This window comes from Meiothermus cerbereus DSM 11376 (genome assembly GCF_000620065.1).
In the GTDB taxonomy this organism is placed as follows: domain Bacteria; phylum Deinococcota; class Deinococci; order Deinococcales; family Thermaceae; genus Meiothermus; species Meiothermus cerbereus.
Map to the genome: position 1 here is coordinate 14999 of NZ_KK211063.1, position 21652 is coordinate 36650.

Annotated in this window: 24 protein-coding genes and 2 tRNA genes; 11 read left to right on the forward strand and 15 right to left on the reverse strand. The window is 61.3% G+C overall.

What is annotated here, in order from left to right; genetic code table 11:
* Positions 1 to 27: 27 nt before the first annotated feature.
* From Q355_RS16615 to Q355_RS0114800, 3 genes are all read right to left on the reverse strand, one after another.
* The gene (locus Q355_RS16615) at positions 28 to 3204 is read right to left on the reverse strand and encodes an ExeM/NucH family extracellular endonuclease (RefSeq protein ID WP_156941946.1); all 3177 of its coding nucleotides are present in this window, start codon (positions 3202 to 3204) and stop codon (positions 28 to 30) included.
* Positions 3205 to 3383: 179 nt separating this feature from the next.
* Positions 3384 to 3587, reverse strand: a complete 204-nt coding sequence (locus tag Q355_RS0114795) for a YgaP family membrane protein (protein WP_027878494.1) — start codon at positions 3585 to 3587, stop codon at positions 3384 to 3386.
* A 145-nt stretch (positions 3588 to 3732) separates the two neighbouring features.
* On the reverse strand, positions 3733 to 3945 hold the full coding sequence (locus Q355_RS0114800) for a YgaP family membrane protein (protein ID WP_027878495.1): 213 nt from the start codon (positions 3943 to 3945) through the stop codon (positions 3733 to 3735).
* 146 nt (positions 3946 to 4091) lie between these two features.
* Between Q355_RS0114800 and Q355_RS0114805 the strand changes: the two genes are divergently transcribed.
* Positions 4092 to 4670, forward strand: coding sequence for a helix-turn-helix transcriptional regulator (locus tag Q355_RS0114805; protein ID WP_027878496.1), 579 nt, complete (start codon positions 4092 to 4094; stop codon positions 4668 to 4670).
* Between the two features lie 190 nt (positions 4671 to 4860).
* On the opposite strand, the gene Q355_RS0114810 is transcribed toward Q355_RS0114805, so the two are convergent.
* Positions 4861 to 5415 carry a DinB family protein gene (locus Q355_RS0114810; protein ID WP_027878497.1) on the reverse strand — a complete coding sequence of 185 codons (555 nt, stop codon included), beginning with the start codon at positions 5413 to 5415 and terminating at the stop codon, positions 4861 to 4863.
* Between the two features lie 43 nt (positions 5416 to 5458).
* Positions 5459 to 5620, reverse strand: a complete 162-nt coding sequence (locus Q355_RS0114815) for a hypothetical protein (RefSeq protein WP_245597612.1) — start codon at positions 5618 to 5620, stop codon at positions 5459 to 5461.
* 334 nt (positions 5621 to 5954) lie between these two features.
* On the opposite strand from Q355_RS0114815, the gene Q355_RS0114820 reads away from it, so the two are divergent.
* Positions 5955 to 6749: an enoyl-ACP reductase FabI gene (locus tag Q355_RS0114820; protein WP_027878499.1), complete on the forward strand. Its 795-nt coding sequence runs from the start codon at positions 5955 to 5957 to the stop codon at positions 6747 to 6749.
* Between the two features lie 426 nt (positions 6750 to 7175).
* On the opposite strand, the gene Q355_RS0114825 is transcribed toward Q355_RS0114820, so the two are convergent.
* Positions 7176 to 7568 carry a S1 RNA-binding domain-containing protein gene (locus Q355_RS0114825; RefSeq protein WP_027878500.1) on the reverse strand — a complete coding sequence of 131 codons (393 nt, stop codon included), beginning with the start codon at positions 7566 to 7568 and terminating at the stop codon, positions 7176 to 7178.
* Between the two features lie 206 nt (positions 7569 to 7774).
* Between Q355_RS0114825 and Q355_RS0114830 the strand changes: the two genes are divergently transcribed.
* A complete protein-coding gene (locus Q355_RS0114830) occupies positions 7775 to 8959 on the forward strand; it encodes an acyl-CoA dehydrogenase family protein (protein ID WP_027878501.1) in 1185 nt (394 codons plus the stop codon).
* A gap of 140 nt (positions 8960 to 9099) precedes the next feature.
* On the forward strand, positions 9100 to 10155 hold the full coding sequence (locus Q355_RS0114835) for a quinone-dependent dihydroorotate dehydrogenase (RefSeq protein ID WP_211247185.1): 1056 nt from the start codon (positions 9100 to 9102) through the stop codon (positions 10153 to 10155).
* Here the strand turns inward: Q355_RS0114835 and Q355_RS0114840 are convergent.
* Together Q355_RS0114840 and Q355_RS0114845 are read right to left on the reverse strand one after the other, a co-directional pair.
* Positions 10139 to 10969 carry a patatin-like phospholipase family protein gene (locus Q355_RS0114840; RefSeq protein ID WP_027878503.1) on the reverse strand — a complete coding sequence of 277 codons (831 nt, stop codon included), beginning with the start codon at positions 10967 to 10969 and terminating at the stop codon, positions 10139 to 10141. The genes Q355_RS0114835 and Q355_RS0114840 overlap by 17 nt on opposite strands.
* A 79-nt stretch (positions 10970 to 11048) precedes the next feature.
* Entirely contained in the window at positions 11049 to 11456 is a 408-nt protein-coding gene (locus tag Q355_RS0114845; RefSeq protein ID WP_027878504.1) for a thiol-disulfide oxidoreductase DCC family protein, read from the reverse strand.
* Between the two features lie 160 nt (positions 11457 to 11616).
* Between Q355_RS0114845 and moaA the strand changes: the two genes are divergently transcribed.
* The gene (gene moaA / locus Q355_RS0114850) at positions 11617 to 12591 is read left to right on the forward strand and encodes a GTP 3',8-cyclase MoaA (protein WP_027878505.1); all 975 of its coding nucleotides are present in this window, start codon (positions 11617 to 11619) and stop codon (positions 12589 to 12591) included.
* Here the strand turns inward: moaA and Q355_RS0114855 are convergent.
* Together Q355_RS0114855 and Q355_RS0114860 are read right to left on the reverse strand one after the other, a co-directional pair.
* The gene (locus Q355_RS0114855) at positions 12588 to 13019 is read right to left on the reverse strand and encodes a hypothetical protein (protein ID WP_027878506.1); all 432 of its coding nucleotides are present in this window, start codon (positions 13017 to 13019) and stop codon (positions 12588 to 12590) included. The two genes, moaA and Q355_RS0114855, sit on opposite strands and share 4 nt — an antisense overlap.
* 193 nt (positions 13020 to 13212) lie before the next feature.
* Positions 13213 to 13752, reverse strand: coding sequence for an inorganic diphosphatase (locus tag Q355_RS0114860; protein ID WP_027878507.1), 540 nt, complete (start codon positions 13750 to 13752; stop codon positions 13213 to 13215).
* A gap of 108 nt (positions 13753 to 13860) precedes the next feature.
* Between Q355_RS0114860 and Q355_RS0114865 the strand changes: the two genes are divergently transcribed.
* From Q355_RS0114865 to Q355_RS0114885, 5 genes are read left to right on the forward strand one after another with little or no spacing between them, the layout of a single operon-like run.
* Complete coding sequence (locus Q355_RS0114865; RefSeq protein ID WP_027878508.1) at positions 13861 to 14523, forward strand: TetR/AcrR family transcriptional regulator; 663 nt, start codon at positions 13861 to 13863, stop codon at positions 14521 to 14523.
* Entirely contained in the window at positions 14516 to 15394 is an 879-nt protein-coding gene (gene ccmA / locus Q355_RS0114870) for a heme ABC exporter ATP-binding protein CcmA (RefSeq protein ID WP_027878509.1), read from the forward strand. Before Q355_RS0114865 ends, ccmA begins: the two co-directional genes overlap by 8 nt.
* Positions 15391 to 16512: an ABC transporter permease gene (locus tag Q355_RS0114875; RefSeq protein WP_027878510.1), complete on the forward strand. Its 1122-nt coding sequence runs from the start codon at positions 15391 to 15393 to the stop codon at positions 16510 to 16512. Before ccmA ends, Q355_RS0114875 begins: the two co-directional genes overlap by 4 nt.
* 8 nt (positions 16513 to 16520) lie before the next feature.
* A complete protein-coding gene (locus Q355_RS0114880) occupies positions 16521 to 17399 on the forward strand; it encodes a hypothetical protein (RefSeq protein ID WP_245597613.1) in 879 nt (292 codons plus the stop codon).
* The gene (locus Q355_RS0114885) at positions 17396 to 18049 is read left to right on the forward strand and encodes an outer membrane lipoprotein carrier protein LolA (RefSeq protein ID WP_027878512.1); all 654 of its coding nucleotides are present in this window, start codon (positions 17396 to 17398) and stop codon (positions 18047 to 18049) included. Before Q355_RS0114880 ends, Q355_RS0114885 begins: the two co-directional genes overlap by 4 nt.
* Before the next feature lie 61 nt (positions 18050 to 18110).
* Here Q355_RS0114885 and Q355_RS0114890 read toward each other — a convergent pair whose 3' ends face one another.
* The gene (locus tag Q355_RS0114890; RefSeq protein ID WP_027878513.1) at positions 18111 to 18782 is read right to left on the reverse strand and encodes a Dph6-related ATP pyrophosphatase; all 672 of its coding nucleotides are present in this window, start codon (positions 18780 to 18782) and stop codon (positions 18111 to 18113) included.
* Between the two features lie 117 nt (positions 18783 to 18899).
* Between Q355_RS0114890 and Q355_RS0114895 the strand changes: the two genes are divergently transcribed.
* Complete coding sequence (locus Q355_RS0114895; protein WP_084496151.1) at positions 18900 to 19421, forward strand: methyltransferase family protein; 522 nt, start codon at positions 18900 to 18902, stop codon at positions 19419 to 19421.
* Here Q355_RS0114895 and Q355_RS0114900 read toward each other — a convergent pair.
* The 4 genes from Q355_RS0114900 to Q355_RS0114915 all read right to left on the reverse strand — a co-directional run bounded on the left by Q355_RS0114900 (position 19418) and on the right by Q355_RS0114915 (position 21552).
* The gene (locus tag Q355_RS0114900; protein ID WP_027878515.1) at positions 19418 to 20068 is read right to left on the reverse strand and encodes an HAD family hydrolase; all 651 of its coding nucleotides are present in this window, start codon (positions 20066 to 20068) and stop codon (positions 19418 to 19420) included. The two genes, Q355_RS0114895 and Q355_RS0114900, sit on opposite strands and share 4 nt — an antisense overlap.
* Positions 20058 to 21137, reverse strand: a complete 1080-nt coding sequence (locus tag Q355_RS0114905) for an MFS transporter (RefSeq protein WP_027878516.1) — start codon at positions 21135 to 21137, stop codon at positions 20058 to 20060. Before Q355_RS0114905 ends, Q355_RS0114900 begins: the two co-directional genes overlap by 11 nt.
* Before the next feature lie 196 nt (positions 21138 to 21333).
* A tRNA-Glu gene (locus Q355_RS0114910) sits at positions 21334 to 21408 on the reverse strand.
* A gap of 70 nt (positions 21409 to 21478) precedes the next feature.
* Positions 21479 to 21552: transfer RNA gene (locus Q355_RS0114915), tRNA-Gln, on the reverse strand.
* Positions 21553 to 21652: the final 100 nt, after the last annotated feature.

Below are 21652 nucleotides of genomic sequence, written 5' to 3' on the forward strand. Positions count from 1 at the left end.
GGTGGGTCGGTTGCTTTCGGTCTGCCTCTACTTCACAAAGTTGAAGTTGGCCCGGTAAGTGATGCCATCGATATAGCGCACCACCACCTGTCGGCAGCTCCCCGCCCAGGACTTCTCGGTTTTCCAGGGGTAGGTGTAGCGGTCTTGGAGTGGGTCGTAGCTGAGGCCGCCGTTGCTGCTGGTGGGGTTGGTGCCGTTCACCGCCGCGCTCGAGCCACAGGGAACAACCTGCCACCTGGGGTATCCCGGGGCGAAGATGTTGAGCCCTTTGTTGCCGCCCAGGCTAAAGATGAGCGGGATAGACTGGCCTGCATTGACGGTGTTGAAGGCCGGGAAGGGCGCGACGGGGCCAAAGAACCAGGCACCAGGCGCGGTCAGGCTCAGCCCCACCACCACCGGATCGTGGTCGGACACCCGGTATTGGTCGGGGGCATAGAGCAGGGCCTGCAGGTTGGGGGTCTTGAAGTCGGTGTTGTAGTCCAGCACGCTGGGCTCGTCGGCGTTGATGTGGTACTCGGCCACCCCGCTTACCTGCGCGTTCAGCGAGGGCGAGGCCAGGGCGTGGTCGAGGTAGCCCCACTGTCCATCGAACACATACGAGTAGGCATCATCCCCCAGGCGGTTCTCGATCAGGTTGATATACCCTGCGTTCTTAAGCGCGGTGATGGGGTCTTCTTTGGCATAGGAATTGTAATCGCCAATCAGCAGAATGTCCGGGTCGGCAATACCCGTTGGATTGGTGGCCAGCCAGGCCGCCAGCTGCTGGGCGGCGTTGGTGCGAACCACATTGCAGTTGCCCTGGCCGTCGCCCTGGTCGGGCAGGTCGCAGGCCGAGCCCTTGCTCTTGAGGTGGTTCACGTTCACGATGAAGATGGCCCCATTGTCGTTTTGCTGGAAGGCCTGGGCCAGCGAGGCCCGGTTGCGCGGGGCGCTGTCGCCGCCGTTGACAAACGCCGGGGTGTTGAGCACCGCGGTCTGGCCCACCGGCGTCACACGGGCCGGCTTGTAAATCAGGCCCACCTTGATGGCATCGGTGCCCAGGGCATTCACCTGGCCCGTGGCCGCATCGGCATCTATAAAGGCATAGGTTCCAGGTGCGGTGGCCTCGTTGAGCTTGTTCACCAAAAAGGCAATGGCGCTATCCGGGCCATAGCCGTCGTTTTCCATCTCGTTGAAACCCAGCACATCCGGGTTCATAGCCAGGATGGCCGCTACGGTTTTGGGCCACTGGCGGTTGAACTCCGCCAGGGTATCGGCCCCCCGGCAGTCGGTGGGTGGGCCCCCCACCCCGTTGGTGCAGTTGTCCACGGTGTCCGGCAGCCCATCAAAGGTGTTGAAGAAGTTGAGCAGGTTGAACCCCACCACCCGCAGCGTGCCGCCCACATCGGGCGCGGTGGTCGGGCGCGGGTTGGCTGCCACAAAGTTGACGTAGCCGTTCAGGGCCCCAATGGGCCGCACCCGGTAAGCGTTGCCGCTGGCCGCATTGCCGGCCCAGGTGTAGGTCATCACCCCCACAATGCCCGTGGCGGTATCGCCCCCGCGCAGGGTGTTGCTGGCGCTCAGAGGCTGCCCATTGCGTCCAAACAGGATGGGGTCGGGGTTCTGGTTTTGCAGGGCATCGTCCAGGATGATGCGGTTGAGGTTGTTCTGGGCTTGCAGGGCATTGGCAGCAGCCCCAGGGGTGGTTACGTTGGTCGGCTGCTTTAGCCGCCCGCCCGACGACAACACCACCTGCCCAAAGCGCCCGAGCTGGAAGTGCTCGGTCACGTAAAGGGTCTGGGGCAGGCGCACCAGCATGCCCTCGTAGCGCTCGGCCTCGGTGGGAGAGGCAAAGGGCAGGGTTACATCTACAGGTGTGACGGTTCCGGTTCCGCACTTGGTAATGGTGGTGGCGCTAATCTGGGTCTGATCCTGGAATTCAGCCGCCGTTCCCACCACCCGCACCACATCCCCTAGCGAAACGCTGTCGTTGTTGCCGTTAAACACGAAAATACCGTCGGAGGTATTCGCATCCCCGTCGCCCGTGGGGTCTTGGATGTAGAAACCCCGCAAGGCAGGCGAAGGGCCTTCGTAGTCGCCCACCACCACCCCTCGAGTGGTCACGCTGCCCGTGATGGCTGCCGACAACCCACTACCCTGAATCTGATAAATGGGGGTATAGGGCAGGTCGCAGACCGAGACCGGGTTGAAGACAAGCTCGAAGTTGGCGGTCATGGTGTCGGGCGGGTCGAGGGTATCCACATCCGAGACCTGGGCCGCAAACACCGTAAGGGTACAGCTCTCGGTGGAGACAAAATCGGTGTTGGGATTGATGACAAACTGCGTCGAGGTGGCGTTGGCCGTGACCACCGTATCGGCCACGGTGCGGGTTCCGCTGGAGGAGCAGGTGATGCTGAACCACTCACCGCTCACGTTCACCGGCTCGCTGAAGGTGAGGGTCAGGTTGGCGTCGGGGTTGATGGTGCCCCCTGCTGCCGGCGTGGTGGAGACCACACTGGGCGCCGACTCACCGCAGAAGTTGCGGGCCGAGGCCGTATTGCGCGGATTGGGCGCCAGGGCTTCAAAATCGCTAGCGTTGTTGTCGGTCTCGCTGCAGCCGTTGCCCTTCCGAAGCGCAGCGGTGGTGTTGGAGAGTGTGGGGGCGGCACCCGCGCCTTCAAAAAAGTTGGCGTTGCCGTATCCCACCAGATCGACAATCTGGGCCAGTTGGGCAGGAGAACAGGGGGTAGAGCCGCCGTTACAACCCAGCGGAGAAGTGCTCGAGACCAGCGCCACCTTGCCTGCTCCAGCAGCCATCGCAATGGGCGTGGGATCTATGAAATCGGGCGCAGGAAGTGCTGCACCCACCGTACCCCCTGCTTGCTGTACCAGGAAATACTGGCCCGGCTGAAGGGTAACGTTTGGCAGTTCGGTAAGCAGCGTACTGCTTGCGCCAAAGTTGCCGGTTCCGGTGGCACTGGTGTACTGGATAGACCAGCCGTTCAAGGAAACCGGCGTGGTTCCACGGTTGAACAATTCGACAAAGTCGTGGGTGTAGGGCGCACCGCTGTTGCCGCCCCCACCATACACCTGGCTGATCACCACCCCTTGCAAGACGGCCTGTGCAGCAAGTTTGGCCTGAGGTTGTGCAGACGGAACCTGGGCACAGGCTGCCAGCACAATCAGGGCGACGGATAGGATGCCCGTTCGTAAAGATGACACCATAGAACCTCCTGGACGCACCATATTGACCTACCGTCAGGGTAGTGTTGCAAACAAACCCCATAAAAACGGTCAGGCCTAGACTAACGCAAAAGCACGTTTCTTTCGACATTACTTTGGCGTATCTTTATGGCCCAAAGCAAAACCCCGGCCCTGCAGGCCGGGGCGAGGGAGGGGCGTATTCAGGACGCTTTTCCTCGAGTATTAATTTTGAACACCGCCCAGATGGGGCAGAAGTTGAGGGTGGCGGTTACCAGCATAACCACCCCCAGAAGACCAAACACCCAGGCCCAGATGCCGCTGCTACCAAAGAAGGCAATGATTAGAAACACCACCGCCAGGATGTAGCGAACCAGCCGGTCTGTACTGCCTACATTGGGAACCATAACTTCCTCCTCGTTGGAAGCGGGCCCTATTCATCCCACCGAGGTATCGCTTTGGGGTTCAGATTGGCCCGATTCCGGTTATATTCTACGCATTCCGCTGTGGGAGAACTGTGCCCAGATGCAGCCCAGCCCTCAACCCATCGCGCTAGGCCTTGCGCTGGGGTGCGGGGCAGGTGTTGACGCCCAGCGCGGCGTACAGCGGGCAGAAGCCCACAGCGGCCGTGAGCAACATGACCGCGCCCAATCCCGCGGCCACGTAGACCCACACCCCACCGGCCACCGTAAAAGCCAGCAGGAACAACACCACAGCCAGTACCAGGCGAATGATCCGGTCGGTTGTGCCTTCGTTAGGTTTCATATTCTCCTCCTCGAGCCGGTGCCTCTGGCATAAAGCCGCACCGCCGCTCCAATGGTTAGGCTATACTGCTTATTATGCTATTTCAATAGAGAAAATAGCGAAAAATAAATAGAACCCCCGGAGCAACCATGAGCACTCGCCCACTAATGGAATTCCTCAAACAGCACGGCCCCAGCACCATCAAGGAACTGATGGCCCACCTGGGCCTGAGCGAGACTGCCGTTCGACACCAGCTGAGCGGCCTCGAGAAAAGCGGCTGGCTGGCCAAAGAAGAGCGCCGCCTGGGCAAGGGCCGCCCGGCCACGGTCTACCGGCTGACCCAGGCTTCCGAAGGCCTCTTCCCCAAGCGCTACCCCGAGCTTCTGGACGCGGTGCTGGCAGAGGCCGAGCGGGAGGGCATTATCGAGCGGCTACTGGAAGGCGTAGCCGAAAGCATGGCCTCCGAGCTGCGGCGCAAGCTGGCGGGCCTCGAGGGACAGGCCAAGCTGGAGGCGCTGCTGGAGTATATGGACTACGGCGAGATGCTGGGCACCCTCGAGGAAACCCCCACCGGCTGGGAGCTCAAAGCCCACAACTGCCTCTACTATGCCACCGGACAGCGCTTCGAAGCCGTGTGCAACCTGCCGCCCAGGGTGATTACCAGGGCCACCGGCCTGCCTGCCGAGCGACCTTTCTGCCAGCGGGATGGGCAGCGGGCCTGCCACTTCTTAATCCAGAAGCGCTGAGCTTGGTTCCCACGAATACCCAGTACAGCGGCTCTTGCTCTACTGGGTAAATTGCTGCGCACTGTGTGCAAGCCATGTAGGAACCGCATTGAGTACCCTGGTTGCCCTACCAAAGACCTGCCTTATAGCAAGACTGAACCAAGAACCTGGCAGGGCATCTTTCTCGAGCGCTGCCGGGTTCTGCCCCTGATCAATTGGTTTGCTTATGGTCAGGCTTGGTGTTCACTCGCCCGCGAATCTGCTCGAGGTGGTGCCGCTCGTGGTAGGCCAGGGTCTGTAACCAGCCCAGGGCGGTCAGGTCACCCGCAAAGGGGTGGGCATAGGTAGGTGGTTGCGACAGGCGTTCGCCGCTCTCGGCCACCTCGGCCAGCAGGCGCTGGCGCACAGACTGCAGCCGCTCCAGCAGCTCGGCGCGGGTCAAACCTCCCTTGGGCTCCATCGGGGGCGGTGCCAGCCAGCGGCCATCGGGTCGGGTCTGGCCCGGCGGCGAAGGCGGAAAGGGTTCGGCCTCGCCCAAGGCAACCTTGCGCAGCCTTCGGATAATCTTCCCTGCCGACTCCTCCACCAGGGCAATGTGCTCGAGCACCTCCGCTGGGCTCCAAACCTCTGGTTCGGGCCGCCGGAAAAGGGTCTCGTCGGGTAGGCTGGCAAGCAGCTGCAGCAGCTCCTGTCTCGAGCGCTCTAAATGCCTGAGGCAATTTTCCGCATCGCCAAAGCGGGCCAGCGTCTTTAGTGCAGAAGGCATAGGGCAATTCTACAAAATCCCGCCCAAGAACTACCCGGCTAGATTACGCTTTATCGAAAGCCTCACGCAGCTTGCTGGTAAAGGGCAGGCAAATTAAGCCTTTCAGGTAAAGCTCATGCACTGCGTCCACCCCGGCAATTTGTTGCAGCTGCTCGAGCGAAACCTGTACGTCGTGATCGGGCAAATGCACCCTGACCTGGTTCATGGTTCCAGGAACCCATTCACACTGTATATTACCCATCGTCAGACTTTGTTGAAGCGCCTGCATACTTACACCCCCCTCGCTGCTAAATGAAACCCTTTTCTTAAAGAGTGTTTACAGCCGAACGGGTCGGGCTGGAGTAGTAAACAATGTCCCGTTATTGGCAACCAATCAAATAATTCGTTCTGAAGATATATTATCGGGCATGTATGAGGATTGGTTCAGAAGTGCTGGGCACCTTCAGGACACCAAGGGGGCATCACCGGCATGGCCGCCTATTTACATCCCCTGAATAAATTGCCAACTCTCGAGGCTGTGCAGGTAAGATACGGGGGTTATGATTGCGATTGATTTATCCGGCAAAAAAGCCCTGGTCATGGGCGTAACCAACGAGCATAGCCTGGGCTGGGCTATTGCCGAAAAACTCTATGCAGCCGGGGCCGAAGTGGCATTTAGCTACCAGGGCGAGCGGCTGAAGGAAAAGCTCGAAAAGCTCACCGCTGGCCGCCCCAATCAACGCTTATACCAGGTCGATGTAACCGACGAAACCGCCCTCAAGACCATGTTCACCGATCTAGCGCAGACCTGGGGTGGTCTCGACTACCTGGTACACTCCATTGCCTTTGCCCCCCGGGCCGCCATGGAAGGGCGCTTTATCGACACCACCGCTGCCGACTGGAACACCGCCCTGCAAATCTCGGCCTATTCGCTGGTGGCAGTGGCCCGCGAAGCCGAGCCCTTGCTGCGCGAAGGGGGCAGCCTGGTCACCCTGACCTACTACGCCTCGGAAAAGGTGGTGCCCAGGTACAACGTGATGGGGGTTGCCAAGGCCGCCCTCGAGGCCAGCGTGCGCTACCTGGCCTATGAGCTGGGCAAAAAGAACATCCGGGTCAACGCCATCAGCGCTGGCGCTATCCGCACCGTAGCCGCCATGAGCATCCCCGGTTTTCGCAAAATGGTCGCCAAGTACAACGCCACCGCCCCCCTGGGGCGCATGATTACCCACGAGGAAGTGGGCAACCTGGGCCTATACCTGCTCTCTCCCCTATCCAGCGGAACCACCGGCCAGACGGTGTATGTGGATGCGGGCTACAGCATTATGGGTATGAGCTGGGATGAAGTTCAGGACTGATGCCGAGTTTAGCTCAGCGGTAGCTGCTCAGCAGCACCAACCGGACAATCCCCTTCGGGACTTCGGGACGGGGTGTGCTCTTGAAGCAACGCCAGGAGCTACCCTTACATTCAGTCGGTTTTTATACCAGATTCGGTTAGTTCGTCGCCGAACGGTGACGAACTAACCCGACCGAAGGGATACGCTTTCTTCGCCGAGCGCAGCGAGGGGTGTGCTCTAGGATTCAAAAAGATAGCCTCTTAGCGCTTTTTGTTTGAAGATTATCTTTTTGAATCCGGTATTATCTGCACTAGAGCGCTCTTAATAGTCCTCGATCAAGTCACCAACATTATTCCTGCACAGCACAGTGGCCTCCCGGATGGGAGGTCACACCTGTGAAGAGTGCGATAGGCAACACCTTAACAGCAAGCCAGATGGGGCAAGGCTTTATCGGCGCTTGCGCCCGCCTTTACCCCCACTTGCCTTTTTGCCACCACCCGCCCCACCACCAAAACCGCCGGAGCCACGCAAAAAGCTCTTGAGCTTATTCTCGAACTCGGGGGCCTGACGGGGCAGGCGCTTGGGCCGGGGGGGCTCCACGGGAGCTGGGGTCAGCTCTTTGATAGAGAGGTCTAGGCGGCCTTTTTCATCGCGGCCCAGCACCAAAACCGAGACCACGTCCCCCTCGTTGAGGTGATCGCGGATGTTTTTGACAAACTCGTGGGCCACCTGCGAGATGTGCACCAGACCCGATTCACCTGTGGGAAACTCGATAAAAGCCCCAAACTCCATAATTCGCGTAACGCGACCTTCTACGATTGCACCGGCTTTAAGCTCCATTCAAGCGTTCCTCCAAAACGACACGCAATCCCATAGCCCATTCGTACTAAAGCTGTTGGGGATTCACGATACTTCACTATATCATCCCCAGCCCACTTCCCCGCAAACCGGCGAATTTATCTCGAGGCCATCTGAGCCCAAAACATGTAACGTATTTCCAGCACTAGTTATAAAAAGTGATATATTAGAGACACGGAGGAGCCAAGATGATTGCAGACCGCCCCAGGGATTTGTGGTTTGAGCTCGACAGCGAGGAGCGCCAGATTATCGGCGCACTACGCGATTTTTTGCAGGCCGAGGTGGCCCCTAGCGCAGCCGAACGCGACGAGACGGGTGCCTTTCCGTTTGAAATCGTAAAGAAGCTGGGCGAGATGGGCGTGATGGGGGCCCAGGTACCCGAGCAGTATGGCGGAGCCGGGCTCTCGACGCGCATTTTTGCCCGAATCGTCGAAGAAATTGCAGCGGTGGATGGTTCGCTGGCCCTGACGGTAGCCTCGCACAATAGCCTTTGCACCGGCCATATCTTGATCGCCGGCAACGAACAGCAGAAGCAGCAGTACCTACCCCGGCTGGCCTCAGGCGAGGTGCTGGGGGCCTGGGGCCTGACCGAACCGGGCAGCGGTTCGGATGCTGCCGCCCTGGGCACCAGGGCTGAAGAGACCGACTCGGGCTTTGTGCTGAACGGTTCCAAGCAGTTCATTACCCAGGGCTCGGTGGCGGGGGTTTATGTGGTCAATGCCCGCACCGATGCCGCACCCAGCGAAGAAAAAAAGCACCTGGGCATCTCGGCGCTGGTGTTCGAGGCACCCATTCCGGGCTTGCGGATTGGGCGCAAGGAAAAGAAGTTGGGCCTCAACGCCTCCGATACCGCCCAGCTCATATTTGAAGACCTCCACCTGCCCAAAGAAGCCCTGCTGGGCCAGCGCGGCAAGGGCTTCTACGACGTGATGAAGGTGCTGGAAGGCGGGCGCATCGGCATAGCGGCCATGGCCGTGGGACTGGGGCGGGCAGCTTTGGAGTTTGCGGCTAAGTATGCCCTACAGCGCGAGCAGTTTGGCCGGCCCATCGCCGAGTTCCAGGCCGTCTCGCACAAGCTGGCCGACATGGCCACCCAGCTGGAAGCTGCGCGCCTGCTCTACCTCAAAGCCGCCGACCTGCGCGACGCGGGCAGGCCCTTTGGCCAGGCGGCTGCTCAGGCCAAACTCTTTGCCTCGGAGGTGGGCGTACAGGCCTGCGACGAGGCCATCCAGATTCTGGGCGGCTACGGCTACATCAAGGAGTACCCGGTCGAACGCTATTGGCGCGATGCCCGCCTGACCCGCATCGGCGAGGGCGCCAGCGAGGTTTTGAAGGTGATTATAGCCAAGAACCTGCTGGCGCAGTACCGCTAACCAGCGGCAGTATCGCTAACCAGCGGCAGTACCCGCTGCCTGGCGGCAGTACCCGCTGCCTGGCGGCAGTACCGCTGCCTAGCGGCAGTACCGCTGACGAATGGGCGTTTCCCTGCTATTCTTGGCCCGTGTACGAGCTGATTAAACCCTGGCTCTTCCGCCAAGACCCCGAGGGCATTCACGAGCGGGTGATGCACTTGCTGGCCTGGCTGGGGCAGCGGGGGCCCAGCCTCGAGCTTATCCGGCAGCTCTTTAGCCTGCGCGACCCGCGCCTCGAGGTCTCGGCTTTTGGCCTGCGCTTCCCCAACCCCATCGGGCTGGCCGCAGGCTTCGACAAAAATGCGGTAGCGGTGCGAACCTGGGCCGCGCTGGGGTTCGGCCATGTGGAGATCGGCTCGGTTACCGCCCTGCCTCAGCCGGGAAACCCCAGACCGCGCCTGTTTCGGCTGCCCCAGGATCAGGCCCTCATAAACCGCATGGGCTTCAACAACGAAGGGGCCCAGGCCGTCGCGGCACGGCTTGCCCGCTTGCAAGAGACCTTTGGCAGGCCGCCGGTTCCGCTGGGCATCAACCTGGGCAAGTCCAGGGTCACACCCCTGGAGGAAGCCCCCCAGGACTACCTGCAAAGCCTGTCCAGGCTGTGGCCTTATGGCGACTACTTCGCCATCAACGTGAGCTCGCCCAACACCCCCGGCCTCAGGGCCTTGCAGGATAAGGATCGGCTAGAAGAGCTGCTCGCCGCCCTCGCGGGCTTCGTGCAGGGCCAGAAGCCGCTGCTGCTCAAAATTGCCCCCGATCTCACCTGGGAACAGATCGACGAAATTCTGGCCCTGGTCGAACAATACCGGCTCTCGGGCCTGATCGCTACCAACACCACCACCGCCCGCAGCGGGCTGCAAACGCCCATAGACGAAGTCGGCGGGCTTTCAGGCAAACCGCTTCGGGCCCGCTCGCTCGAGGTGCTCAAGTACCTGCACGCCCAGCTACAAGGCCGCCTGCCCATTGTTTCGGTAGGGGGCATTTTTAGTGCCGAAGACGTGTGGGAACGGCTATCGAACGGCGCCACGCTGGTGCAGGTCTACACCGGCCTGGTCTACGAGGGGCCCTTCCTCTTGAAAAAGCTGTGCAGGGGGCTGCTGGAAAGAATGGAGCGAGAAGGCATCGCCAGTCTGGCGCAGCTCAAGGCGACCCCATAGCCAGCAGTGCGCGAATTTCCTCGAGCTTGCCCTCGGCAGCCATCTCGCCGTCCTGTATGGCCTGCTCGAGCTGCTGGAAGCTAAAAAGCCCGATGCCCTCGAGCCTGGGTCGCAGTACCAGATCGGGGCGCGAAACCGCCAGCTTAACCTCGGCCAGGCGAATCTGCATAATCTCAACCGAGCGATAAACATTCTGGATGGGGTTGACGTCTATGCCCCGGCGGAAAATCTGCTGCCACCAGGTTTTCTTCTGCGGCTGTTCATGCAGAATCTCCAGCGGGGTCACATCCACCGCTATCACCCGCTCTGCCCCCAAAAAGCGCACCAGGTCTACCGGAATCTGGTTCAAAATGCCGCCGTCGGCCAGCAGTTGCTCCCCTACCCAGATGGGGTTGATCACCCCTGGGTAGGCAATCGAGGCCCGGATGGCCTGAAACACATCCCCCTGGCGAAAATAGACCTCGGTTCCGGTGATCAGGTCGGTGGCGGTGATGCCAAGGGGAATGGGGAAGTCCTCCATCTGGCGGGGGATGTGGGGCTCCAAAAAACGCACCAGCTCGCTGTAGTTGAGCATATCGTTCAAGGGGTTTAGATCCAGAAAGCGCCAGAAAGACATCTGGGACAGCACCTGCTGCACATTGTCGGCAGTGTGTCCTGCGGCGAAAATCGCCGCCATAATGCTGCCCATACTGGTTCCAGCTATTACGCTGGGTCGAAACCCCTCACGTTCCAACACGCGCATTACCCCAATATGGGCGTATCCCCTGGCCCCCCCGCCCCCCAGGGCCATACCAAAGCGCTTGTAATCGGCCATACCTTTAGGCTAAAGCAGCCCTCGATTTTCTACCACTTGTGGGCTGGGAAGATTTCCAGGCCGCTGTTTGATGCACAGGTCAGGCTGTATCCAGGAAGCGCTTTTGGAGTTCTGGGGTGGGCACCAGGCAGCTTTCGCGCCTGCCAAAAATGCGGTAGCGGTTTTGCGCCACCCAGCGGTAGACCCAGTCCCGCAGACCCTTGGGCACCCACCGCAGCAGCGCAGGGATGCGCCACACACCCCCCAGGCGGTAGAGGATGTGCAAGGCGGCATCCGACTCCAGCCAAACCCGCCCCTCCTCAATGACCACCACGCTGTCGGCCAGGGCTGCCTCGGTAGGGATACCATGCTGCTGCAAAATTCTTTGCCCGGCCTCGGATTGCTGCGAGGCAAACTGGAAACATCCGGCTTTGTCGTGGCGGATAATGAATTGAACGGTGCCGTTGCAAAGGTTGCACACACCATCGAACAGCACCAGAGTCTTCATGGCTTTAGCATAGACCAAGCTCATTCTTGCTTTTGTGGGTTCGGTTGCGCGGCGGTCAACCCAGCTCGAGGACCCGGCGCTCGAGTTCCGGGATATTTGTAACCCGCCTTGCGTCTTAGGCTAACCGTGTTGTTAGAATGTGCAACACGGGGTCGCGACAGTGAAACTAATCGACAACTATGGGCGCATCATCAAAGACCTGCGGCTTTCCGTCACGCCGAGGTGCAACCTGCACTGCCTGTACTGCCACCCGCTGGACTGGGAGCAGTCGGAGCCACCGGGCACCATCTCGGTAGAGGACACCCGCCATTTCCTGCGGGCCATGCAGCTATTGGGCCTGGAGTCGGTGCGTTTTACCGGCGGCGAGCCGCTGGTGCGCAAAGAACTGCCCCAGATGATTGCCGCAGCCAGCGAGCTGGGAATTCACGACATCGCCATCACCACCAACGGCCTTTTGTTCAAGCGTAAGGCCAAAGAGCTGATGAGCGCCGGACTCAAGCGGCTCAACCTCTCGATGGACGCTGTTACCCCCGAGGTATTCAAACGCATGACCCGGGGTGGACAGGTCGAAAAGGTCTGGGACGCCATCGAAACGGCCTGGGAGCTGGGGCTAGGGCCGGTAAAAATCAATGCGGTGATGATCCGGGGCATGAACGAGGAAGAGGTCATTCCGCTGGCCTCGCTCTCGCTGAATAAGCCGCTGGAGGTGCGTTTCTTGGAGTACATGCACCTCGATAACTCCAACCCCGAACTCTACCATGCCCGCTTTATCAGCGGGGCCGAGACCCGGGCCAGAATTGAGGCCCACTTTGGCCCGCTCGAGAAAGTAGATAACGACCCCACCGCCCCCGCCCGGGTTTATAAAATTCCGGGCGCAGTGGGCAGCATTGGTTTCATCAACCCCATCACGGAGCCTTTTTGCTCCAAATGCTCCCGCTTGCGCCTGACTTCCGACAAAAAAATCCGCCCCTGCCTGCTGACCGATTTGGAGATGGACATCGCCTGGGCCTTCGAGGCCCCCAACCCGGTTGAGGCCCTGGTGGATGCCATTCTGCTGGCCACCGACCGCAAGCCAGCCTTTGGCAACACCCTACCTACCCTGCGCGAACGGGTGATGGTAGGGATTGGCGGCTAGAGCACCCCGTAGTTGTAGGTTTCGTTGCGCCCATTTTTGTCCACCACAGCCCACCAGCGGTGCTCGGACAGGGAGGGCATTTCCAGCAGGAATATCCAGAACTTTTGCGGGTTTTCGCCGCCGTCGGGCTGGATGGGGCTTTCGGGGGTGATGAGGGTGAGCTGGGAGTCACCCGCGTTCATGAAGTCCCGCACGGCGTTTTGTAGTTCGTCGGTATCGGGCTCCTCGCTGAGGTCGTAGGCTGCAGGGTCGGCCTTGATCAGGCCGAGGGGGCTTTGGTCATCCTCGCCATCTTCAATGAAGCTGGTGATGGCAGCCTCGAGGGCCTCGAGAAAACCATCTTCGTCGGTAACCGGGGGCACCTCGACCGCAAGGTCGGGCACTTCCAACGCTTTTAGCAGAGAGTCAATTCGCTGTTGCAAGGCCATAAGGCAACCCGTCTGATTACATAACCACAAATGCTTAGGCCGGTCAAGCTAAGCCTGCAAAGGAACTTCAAAGCCAATCGAGCCCTCCCCCCGCCAATGCCTCGGGCGGGGACCCCAGATCAGAAAGATCTCTTGCGTCCGGTCGGTCGGGGTGAACCGGCAGCGTTCAGGAGGCTCAGCCAACCCCGGTTTGCTAGTGGTTCTTGGCCTCTTTAAATCGCTCGATGCAGGCCTGCACCTCGGCCAGCGCGCCGGCCTTGTCCTTCCAGCCCGATACCTTGACCCACTTGCCCTTGTGGGCCTCGAGGGCCTTGTAGGTCTCGAAGAAGTTCTGGATTTCCTGCTTGTAGGCGGTGGGGACGTCGTTCAGGTCCTGGATGTGATCCCAGCGGGGGTCTTCGGCCACCACCCCGATAATTTTGGCGTCGCCGCCTTTTTCGTCCTGCATGTCCACCATGCCCACAATCCGCACATCCACCACCACCCCCGGCAGGAGGGGATGGGTGGAGAGAATAATGCCATCCAGGGGGTCGCCGTCTTCGGCCAGGGTGGAGGGAATAAAGCCGTAGTCGCCGGGGTAGAACTGGGCGGTAGGCAGCACCCGGTCGAGCTTGATGGCCTCGAGGTCGGGGTCGTATTCGTACTTGTTGGACGAGCCACGCGGCACTTCGATGACCATATGGACAATTTCGGGGGCTTTTTTGCCAACGGGTAGGTTCTTTAGGTTCGCCATAGCGCACCTATTCTGACATCCCCCCGCAAAAGCAGCAAAGGTTTCCTACCCAAGTGCGGTGGACACGGGTTGTGCAGGGTGGGCCCCAGGGGTAGTATGAGTGTAAGTATGTACTTACTTTCAAATTTCGATGAAGCCGATTCCACCCGCGCGGCCCTTATGCGCTCAGGGTTGGAGCTTCTGGCCGAAAGGGGCTACAAAGGCACCACCACCCGCGAAATCGCGGCCAGGGCCGGGGTCTCCGAAGTTACACTATTCAGGCAGTTTGGCAGCAAAAAAGCCCTGCTCCAAGCAGCCGTGCAAAAGCTGCGTCCGCCGGTGGAGCAGGTCTTACCCCATCCCCCCAGAAACCTCGAGGCCCGCAGGACGCAAGCCCAGGGTGAGCTGGCAGAGAACTCCTCACACGGTGAGATGACCTCGTCTTCGCTGGAAGACAACCTGCTGCACCTGACCGAGCGCTATGTGCAGATGCTCGAGGCCAACCAGGGGCTGCTGGTTCGGCTTTTGCCCGAACTGGCCCGCCACCCCGAGTTGCGCGGTGCGTCGGGGCCAGCCGGCTTTAGCAGCGCCATCTCCGCCGTGCTCGAGTACATCACAGGGCTGCAAAAGGTAGGTTTGCTGCGCTCCGACGAGTCCCCTTTTCAGGCCGCCATCGCACTGCTGGGGCCGCTTTTTGCCAGGGGACTGCTTCTGGGGGCAATGGGGATTCAACCCCCATTCGATTTGAAGGCCCATGTGCGGGGTTTTTTGGAAGGGAGGCGCTATGGTTAGCGTGGAGGGGGTCTCGAGGCGGTTTGGCAACCTCATTGCGCTGGATAAGGTCAGCCTGCGGATCAATCCCGGGGAGGTGTTTGGCCTGTTGGGGCCCAATGGTTCGGGTAAAACTACCCTAATCCGCATCCTGACCGGGGTTCTGCTCCCCCACGCAGGGGGTGCCCAGGTGGCCGGACTGGACGTGGGCCGCTACCCCGAGCAAGTCAAGGCCGCCATCGGCTACGCCACCCAGGAAGCCAGCGTCTACCGCGACCTCACCGTGCGCGAGAACCTGGAATTCCGCGCCCGGCTCTACCTGGAGGCCCGAGCGGTGCCCCCCGCCGTCGAGGAAACCCTGCGGCGCTTTGGTCTGCAAGGCCTTGCCCATCAGCTTGCCGGGGCGCTTTCGGGGGGCTGGCGGCAACGGCTGGCCATCGCCCAGGCAGTGGTGCACAAGCCCAAAGTAGTGTTTTTGGATGAACCCACCACCGGCCTCGACCCGGTTTCGCGCCGCACCATCTGGGACTTGGTTCACCAGGAAGCGGCCCGCGGCGCGGTGGTGCTCGTAACCACCCACTACATGGACGAGGCCGAGCGCTGCCACCGGCTGGCCTTGCTCTTTGACGGCCAGGTGGTGGCCCAGGGAACCCCCCACGAACTCGAGCAGCTTGCCCTACAACAGGCCCGGGTGGCCTACTGCGAGACCGACCTGCCTCTGGAGCACATCCGGGCCATGCCTGGGGTGCTGGATGCCTGGCCCAGCGGGCGCGGGGTACGGCTGATTCTGGAGCAAAAGGCCAGCCTCAACCTGCCCCTCCAGACCGTATACCCCAACCTCGAGGACGTCTTCATCATCCTGACCCGTCACCGCCAGGGGGGTGCCGCATGAACCGCATCGCCGCCCTAGCGCAAAAAGAATTCACCCAAATCCGCCGTGATCATGTGCTGTCTCGGCTCATCGTGGGGCTGCCCATCGTCATGACCCTGTTGTTTGGCTATGCCATCAACTTCACCCTCTCGGGCATCCGCTTGGCCGTCTACGATGGCTCACAAGATCGCATCAGCCAGTACCTCCTGCAAGAACTACAAAAGGAAAACCGCTTTACCCTCACCCATATCGCACAAAACCCAGAGGGGGTTTCACAAGCCATCCAAAAAAACCAGGCCCGCGTAGGGTTGGTCATTCCGGCGGGTGCCCTACAGACCGTACGGCAGGACAAAGCGGTGCAGCTCGAGGTCTATGTGGATGGCTCCGACCCCAACTTTGCCTTCCAGGCCCAGGCCGCCTTACGCAAGGTGCTGGGCGATGTCAATAGCCGCCTGCTGGCGGGCAAGGTGCTGGCCGGAACCGCCACCACCCCGCCCCTCACCCCCACCCTCCACACCCTCTACAACCCCGACAACAAGACCGCCTGGTTCATGATCCCTGGCATCATCGGCCTGATCATGACCATTTTTACGGTGCTCCTAACCGCGCTTTCGATTGTGCGCGAAAACGAGAGCCGCACCATGGAAGCCCTGATCGCCAGCCCCATCAAACCCTACGAGGTGGTGCTGGGCAAGGTCTTGCCTTATTTTGTGATTGCCACGCTGGTCAGTCTGGTGGTGCTCTCGATTGGGCACTGGGTGTTTGGCGTACCGGTACGTGGCAATCTCCTGTTTTTGTTTGGTCTGATCGTACTATTTGTGCTGGGTTCACTGGGGGTGGGGGTTTTGATTTCTACCCTGGCCCGCACCCAAATTCAGGCGGTGTTTGGCACCTTCGCCTATATCCTACCCACCATTTTTCTTTCGGGGTTTGTATTTCCGGTGGACGGGATGCCCCTCTTTTTCAAGTGGTTGTCTGCGGTGATCCCGGCCCGCTATCTGATTGATGGGACGCGGGGGGTGACGCTCAGGGGCGCGGGCCTCGAGACCCTTTGGATTGACCTGGTGGCGCTAATCATTTTCAGCGTGGCCGTGCTAGGCTTGGCAAGCCTGCGCTTTGGTAAGCGGTTGGCTGGGTAGGGGGAGTTGTGTTGAAGGCTAAGAACCCCGCATTCGTACAAGCAATGGCTGCCATCGGCCCGAAAATCTATCGCCTGCTGCCGATTGCTTGCTGTGCGCTCTTCCTTTCGCACGCCACAGCGCAGTCCCTCACCTTCGGCCTGTATGGGCGCCTGGGGCCCGATAACCTGACCCCCACCGTAGAGGCCACCCTCCCGCTGGGCGATTTAGATCTAAGTGCGCGGTTGCAGCGCGACGCGCTGGGCCTGGGGCTCGGGGGCGCGCTGGAGTTTAGCGCCCTGGGCCGGCTGAGCTACAGCGCACGGGTCAGCCTGGGCTTGGCTGGCTGGGGCTTACAGGCCGCTGCTGGTGGGGCCTTGGGCCCGCTGGCGGCGAACCTCGAGGCCGCCTACAGCAACACCCTGCGCTCCCGTTTGTGGGTAGGCGACGAGGCCGAAGGCGGGCTAAAGCTGGGATTGGGGGGGCGCTACCGCCTCGACCCCCGGCAAACCCTGGGCCTGCAACTGGGTTTCAAAAACGATCTGGCCGGCATCGCCAGGGGCGCGGCTGAACTCAGCTATGCGCTGCGGCAGGAACAAACCTATACCTTTGGGCTGGGGGTGGACGATTCACGCCTGTACGGCCTCTTGGGCTGGCGGGGCGAGCTCGACGAGGCCGGGACCCTGCTCGAAGCCACCCTGCGGGCCGGGCAGCTAGGCCGGCTGGAGGCGGCCCTCACCACGCCTTTAGACGAGGAGCTGAACAATCTTAAGCTGCACCTAACCCTGAGCTATCCCTGGGCTGCTACCTTGGGGGTGGAGGTCTATAGCCTCCTGGCAGAAGCCCGCTACGACAATGGGTTCTCGCTATGGATACGCTACAAGCTCATTTTTGGAGGCAACCCATGAAGAAACTGCTGGCAATCGCTGTCTTATGCCTGGGGCTGGCTATGGCCCAGAGCGTCGCCGAAATTGCCCGCCAGGTGCAAACCAACATGGATCGCTCGCCCTGGGAGGCTACCATCACCGGCAAAATTCAACTGCCCGATGGCAGCAGTCAGGAGGCCGAGTTCAAGCTCCAGGTGATCCCCGGCAAAGAGCAGCTCGCCCGCGTCGAGTTCAAAAAGCCCGCCGCACTGGAAGGTAACTTTGTGGTGATATCGGACAAGGAGGTCTGGAACTACCTGTTCCTGACCAACCAGCTTATCATTCAACCAAGGGCCAAAGCCCGCATCGAGGGCCTGGGCTTCAACCTGACCGACCTGGGCGACTTCCAGGAGCTCACCGAGCGGCTCACGCTGCGGCTTTTGGGCGAGCAAAACACCCCCGCCGGGGCCGCCTGGCGCATCCAGGGCACCCCCAAGGACGCCTCGCTGGGCTTTGCCAGCATGGAAATCCTGGTGCTCAAGTCCGACCCCCGCCCCCTCGCCATCACCCTGCGCGACAGCAGCAACAAGCTGCTGGCCGATCTCAGTTTCAACAACTTCCGCCGGGCCAACCTAACCGCACAAGCGCTGCGCAAACGCCCCGCCGACGCCGAGGTGCTGCGGCGCAACTAGCGCCAAATGCGGCCCTTGGCAGGGGTTTAAGGCCCTATGTGGACTGCGGCATATCCGCCCCTTAGCCACCCTCCGGCAGCAGGTCGGCAAAAACGAAGCCGTCGCGCTCTACCGTCTCGCCAGCCACAGCGCGCAGTGGCTCGCGGAACATCGGCCCGGCCAGGACGCAGGTGTGAAACTCTCCGTTCTCGCCGCAGGGGTCCACATCATGCGGCAATTCATCGAGCAGTGCGCGGTCAAACCGGCGACCAGCAAACGAGCGCGGGAGCTTCTTGGGATCGATACAGGTGATGACCGCCTGTAGGCCAGCATCTATCATCTGCCGCGCGAGCGGCCCGGTGGGCTCGTGCCAGATGGGAAAGAGCGGCTCGAGGCCGCACCCTTCAAGCTGCTTGACCCGGTAAGCACGGACGTCCTCCAAAAAGAGGTCTCCAAAAGCGATGTGGGTGGCCCCGCGCCTGACCCCTTCTTCAATGGCCTTACGCATGGCCGCCTCGTAGACCTCGTTGGAACAAGGCCACGGCAGCGGGACAATGTGGAGCGGAAGCCCCACCGCCTGGGCCTGTGCCCTGAGAAGCTCGAGCCGGGTCGAGTGCATGGCCACCCGCCCATGGGTCGTGTTGACGGTGGTGAGCAGGCCAACCACCTCCACCTGCGGATCTTTGCGCAGCACATGCAAGGCCCACGCGCTGTCCTTGCCCGAGCTCCAGGAAAGCAGTACACGACGCAACATCAAGCAAAGGCCCCCAAAAAGCTCTGAGATCGGTTCATAACAGCTTCCGCTGCCCCCTTTTCTGACTTTGTCGTCAACGACAAGCCCTTGGCGTGTTTCAACCAGGCATGGAACCAGATGGTAGCGCTGATTCTACCTCATTCGAATCCTCATCATGCTCCACCAGCGCGGTATCCTGTACCCATGCGCTTTGGCGAGCGGGGCGAGTGGTATGTGGTGGGGCAGTTTGCTTTGCTGGGCTTGCTGGTGTTGGCCTTGTGGCTCACGCCTTCCTCTAGCCCATCCTGGCTCACCTGGCTGGGGCGGGGGCTGTCCTGGCTGGGGCTGGGGGTGCTGCTGCTGGCGGCCTGGCAACTGGGACGCAACCTGACCGCCCTGCCCAAGCCAAAGCCGGGGGGTTATCTGGTGCGGCAGGGGATGTACCGGGTGGTGCGGCATCCCATCTACTGCGGGGTGCTGCTGTGGGCGCTGGGCAGCAGCCTGGCCCACCTGAACCCCTGGACGGTTTTGCTGTGTGGGCTGTTGTTTGCTTTGCTCGACCGCAAGGCCAGCCTCGAGGAGCACTGGTTACAAGAGCACTTCCCCGAGTACGAAAGTTACCGCCGCCGGGTCAAGAAACTGATTCCCTGGATCTACTAGCCCATTTTGTGCAGATACGCCCACAGGCGCGGGTCGGCAAAGTTGGGGATGCAAAGGAACGCCCCGGCTTGTTCCAGCGCATGGGCGGGATGGCCGGTGGTCAGGGCCACGGTGCGGATACCGGCCCCCACCGCCGAGCGCACCCCGGAGGGGGAGTCTTCGAAGGCCAGGGCCTCGCTGGGGCCGATGTTGAGTGCTTGCAGGGCGGTGCGGTAGGGCAGCGGGTCGGGCTTGCCCGCGGGCAGCTCTTCGGATAGCACGATGTGGTCGAACACCAACCCCAGCCGCTTTAGCAGGTACTGTGCGTTCTCCCTGGGGGCGTTGCTCACCAGGGCCCGGCGCAGGTTTTGCTCCTGGGCCCAGTCCCACAACGTCCCCAAGCCCGGTAGGGGCTGCACCTCGGAGGCCAGTTCGCGGAAGCGGGCCTCTTTTTGCTCGAGAAAAGCCTCAGCCTCAGCCTGGGAAAGTTGGGGCAGCAGGCGCTGCACAATCTCGGGGTTCAGGCCCCCGCTAATCTGGGTCTGGTAAAAGGTGTGGTCGCCCTGCAGGCCGTAGCGGGAGAGGCCCTCGAGCCAGGCTTGCTCGTGCAGGCGGTCGGTGTCGGCCAGGGTGCCATCGAGGTCGAAGAGCAGGGCTTTAAGCTTCACTTTTTCTCCACAGCAGGTAGGTCATGCCGACCATCCACGCCACCACCAGAAGCATGCCGGGGGCCAGCGCCGCTTTGGGCAGTAGGGCAAAGGCCGCCGGAATCAGGTTGCTGCCCACCGCCGCGGCGTAGAACAACAGGGCCAGCCCGCCGTAGCCCACGTACCGCTCAGTAAAGGCGTAGAGGGTGGGAAAGGTGGGGGCCACCCAGAAGCCCAGCAGGGGAAAGAGCCAGGCCAGGGAGGGCACAAAGTAGCACAGCGCCACCAAGAGCGCCCCCAGGTGCAGCCCCGTGAGGCGGGCCAGGGGGCGGGCGGCCACGAACTCGGCCAGGAGCCAGCGCCCCAGCGTAAGGCCCACCCAGTAGAGCGAGAGCAGGACGCCCACCCAGCGGGGGTCGTAGCCCAGGTGGCGCAAGTACAAGCCGGAGAAGCTCGAGACCACCAACTCCACCGCCACATACGAGACCACCGCCAAGAGCACCAAGGGCAGCAGCGCCGACGGGCGTTTGGGGCTCCCGGCCTCGGGGCGCGGCTGGGCCGCCGGGGCCCGCCACAGCAGGGCTGCCGCTGCCAGGGCCACCAGGGCCAGCACGCCATAGCCCACCCGCCAGGGCAGCCCCACCATCAGCAGCGGCGAAAGCACCGCCCCCACGCCAAAGGCGGTGTTGACGCGGTAGAGCACGGCCAGTTGGCCCCGGTACAGCTCGAGCGGCAGGGCATTGCAGTGAAAGTTGGCCACCGCCACCCCCAGGCCCAGCAGCAAGGCCGCCCCAAACACCCCGCCCATCCAGGGGGTCAGGGCAATCAGCAATAGCCCCAGCCCCTCGGCCAGCAGGGCTAAGGGGAGCCAGGGGTGGCGTCGGCGCATCCGGCTGGCCAAAAAGATGCCCAGCAAAGCCCCCACAAAAAACAGGTTGAAGTACCAGGCCAGCTCAGGGCCCACACCAAACTCGGCCTGCCACTGCGGAATCACCGCCCCCACCGCAGCACTGATGGCCCCGGTCATAAACAACCCCAGGGCACTGCCCCAGGTGAGGCGCAGACGTAGAGAATTTTCGAGCGGGTTCATGGGCGTGCTTTGGGCGCGGCTGAGCTCGTATGAAGTCTTGCTGGATTGCTCCGATGTAGAGCGCCCAAGCGATAGAAAGAACCAAAGTGAGCGTATTTGCAGGATTTCATATCAGTCACAATAGCCCTGGTTGACACGGGGCAGTTGGCACTTGTTCTGACAAAACTAAAACCCCCGGCGCAAACCGAGGGTTTTTTGGTGACCCCAAGGGGATTCGAACCCCTGCCGCCGCCTTGAAAGGGCGGTGACCTAACCGCTAGTCGATGGGGCCAGGTTGGGTTTATCTCGGGGGTGCTGCCTTGCGCTTAGGTCGGGGCGCAACAAGCCCCTCGAGATAAATCTGGCTGGGGCACGTGGATTCGAACCACGATTGACGGAGCCAGAATCCGTAGTCCTGCCGTTAGACGATGCCCCAACAAGGAGCCTGTTCGAGCAGGCAACGGGTATAGTACAAGATGACCCAAGTTTTGACAAGGGCTTCACTATAATCTCCCCAAGCCGGGCCTTTCCGGCCT

Coding starts and splice junctions, on each gene's coding strand:
- Q355_RS0114840 (WP_027878503.1), bottom strand. CDS start 10,969: ATGGCCGATTACAAGCGCTTTGGTATGGCCCTGGGGGGCGGGGGGGCC.
- Q355_RS0114895 (WP_084496151.1), top strand. CDS start 18,900: ATGGTAGCGCTGATTCTACCTCATTCGAATCCTCATCATGCTCCACCA.
- Q355_RS0114860 (WP_027878507.1), bottom strand. CDS start 13,752: ATGGCGAACCTAAAGAACCTACCCGTTGGCAAAAAAGCCCCCGAAATT.
- Q355_RS0114890 (WP_027878513.1), bottom strand. CDS start 18,782: ATGTTGCGTCGTGTACTGCTTTCCTGGAGCTCGGGCAAGGACAGCGCG.
- Q355_RS0114865 (WP_027878508.1), top strand. CDS start 13,861: ATGTACTTACTTTCAAATTTCGATGAAGCCGATTCCACCCGCGCGGCC.
- Q355_RS0114795 (WP_027878494.1), bottom strand. CDS start 3,587: ATGGTTCCCAATGTAGGCAGTACAGACCGGCTGGTTCGCTACATCCTG.
- Q355_RS0114805 (WP_027878496.1), top strand. CDS start 4,092: ATGGAATTCCTCAAACAGCACGGCCCCAGCACCATCAAGGAACTGATG.
- Q355_RS0114800 (WP_027878495.1), bottom strand. CDS start 3,945: ATGAAACCTAACGAAGGCACAACCGACCGGATCATTCGCCTGGTACTG.
- Q355_RS0114875 (WP_027878510.1), top strand. CDS start 15,391: ATGAACCGCATCGCCGCCCTAGCGCAAAAAGAATTCACCCAAATCCGC.
- Q355_RS0114905 (WP_027878516.1), bottom strand. CDS start 21,137: ATGAACCCGCTCGAAAATTCTCTACGTCTGCGCCTCACCTGGGGCAGT.
- Q355_RS16615 (WP_156941946.1), bottom strand. CDS start 3,204: ATGGTGTCATCTTTACGAACGGGCATCCTATCCGTCGCCCTGATTGTG.
- Q355_RS0114885 (WP_027878512.1), top strand. CDS start 17,396: ATGAAGAAACTGCTGGCAATCGCTGTCTTATGCCTGGGGCTGGCTATG.
- ccmA (WP_027878509.1), top strand. CDS start 14,516: ATGGTTAGCGTGGAGGGGGTCTCGAGGCGGTTTGGCAACCTCATTGCG.
- Q355_RS0114820 (WP_027878499.1), top strand. CDS start 5,955: ATGATTGCGATTGATTTATCCGGCAAAAAAGCCCTGGTCATGGGCGTA.
- Q355_RS0114810 (WP_027878497.1), bottom strand. CDS start 5,415: ATGCCTTCTGCACTAAAGACGCTGGCCCGCTTTGGCGATGCGGAAAAT.
- Q355_RS0114830 (WP_027878501.1), top strand. CDS start 7,775: ATGATTGCAGACCGCCCCAGGGATTTGTGGTTTGAGCTCGACAGCGAG.
- Q355_RS0114855 (WP_027878506.1), bottom strand. CDS start 13,019: ATGGCCTTGCAACAGCGAATTGACTCTCTGCTAAAAGCGTTGGAAGTG.
- Q355_RS0114815 (WP_245597612.1), bottom strand. CDS start 5,620: ATGAACCAGGTCAGGGTGCATTTGCCCGATCACGACGTACAGGTTTCG.
- Q355_RS0114845 (WP_027878504.1), bottom strand. CDS start 11,456: ATGAAGACTCTGGTGCTGTTCGATGGTGTGTGCAACCTTTGCAACGGC.
- Q355_RS0114825 (WP_027878500.1), bottom strand. CDS start 7,568: ATGGAGCTTAAAGCCGGTGCAATCGTAGAAGGTCGCGTTACGCGAATT.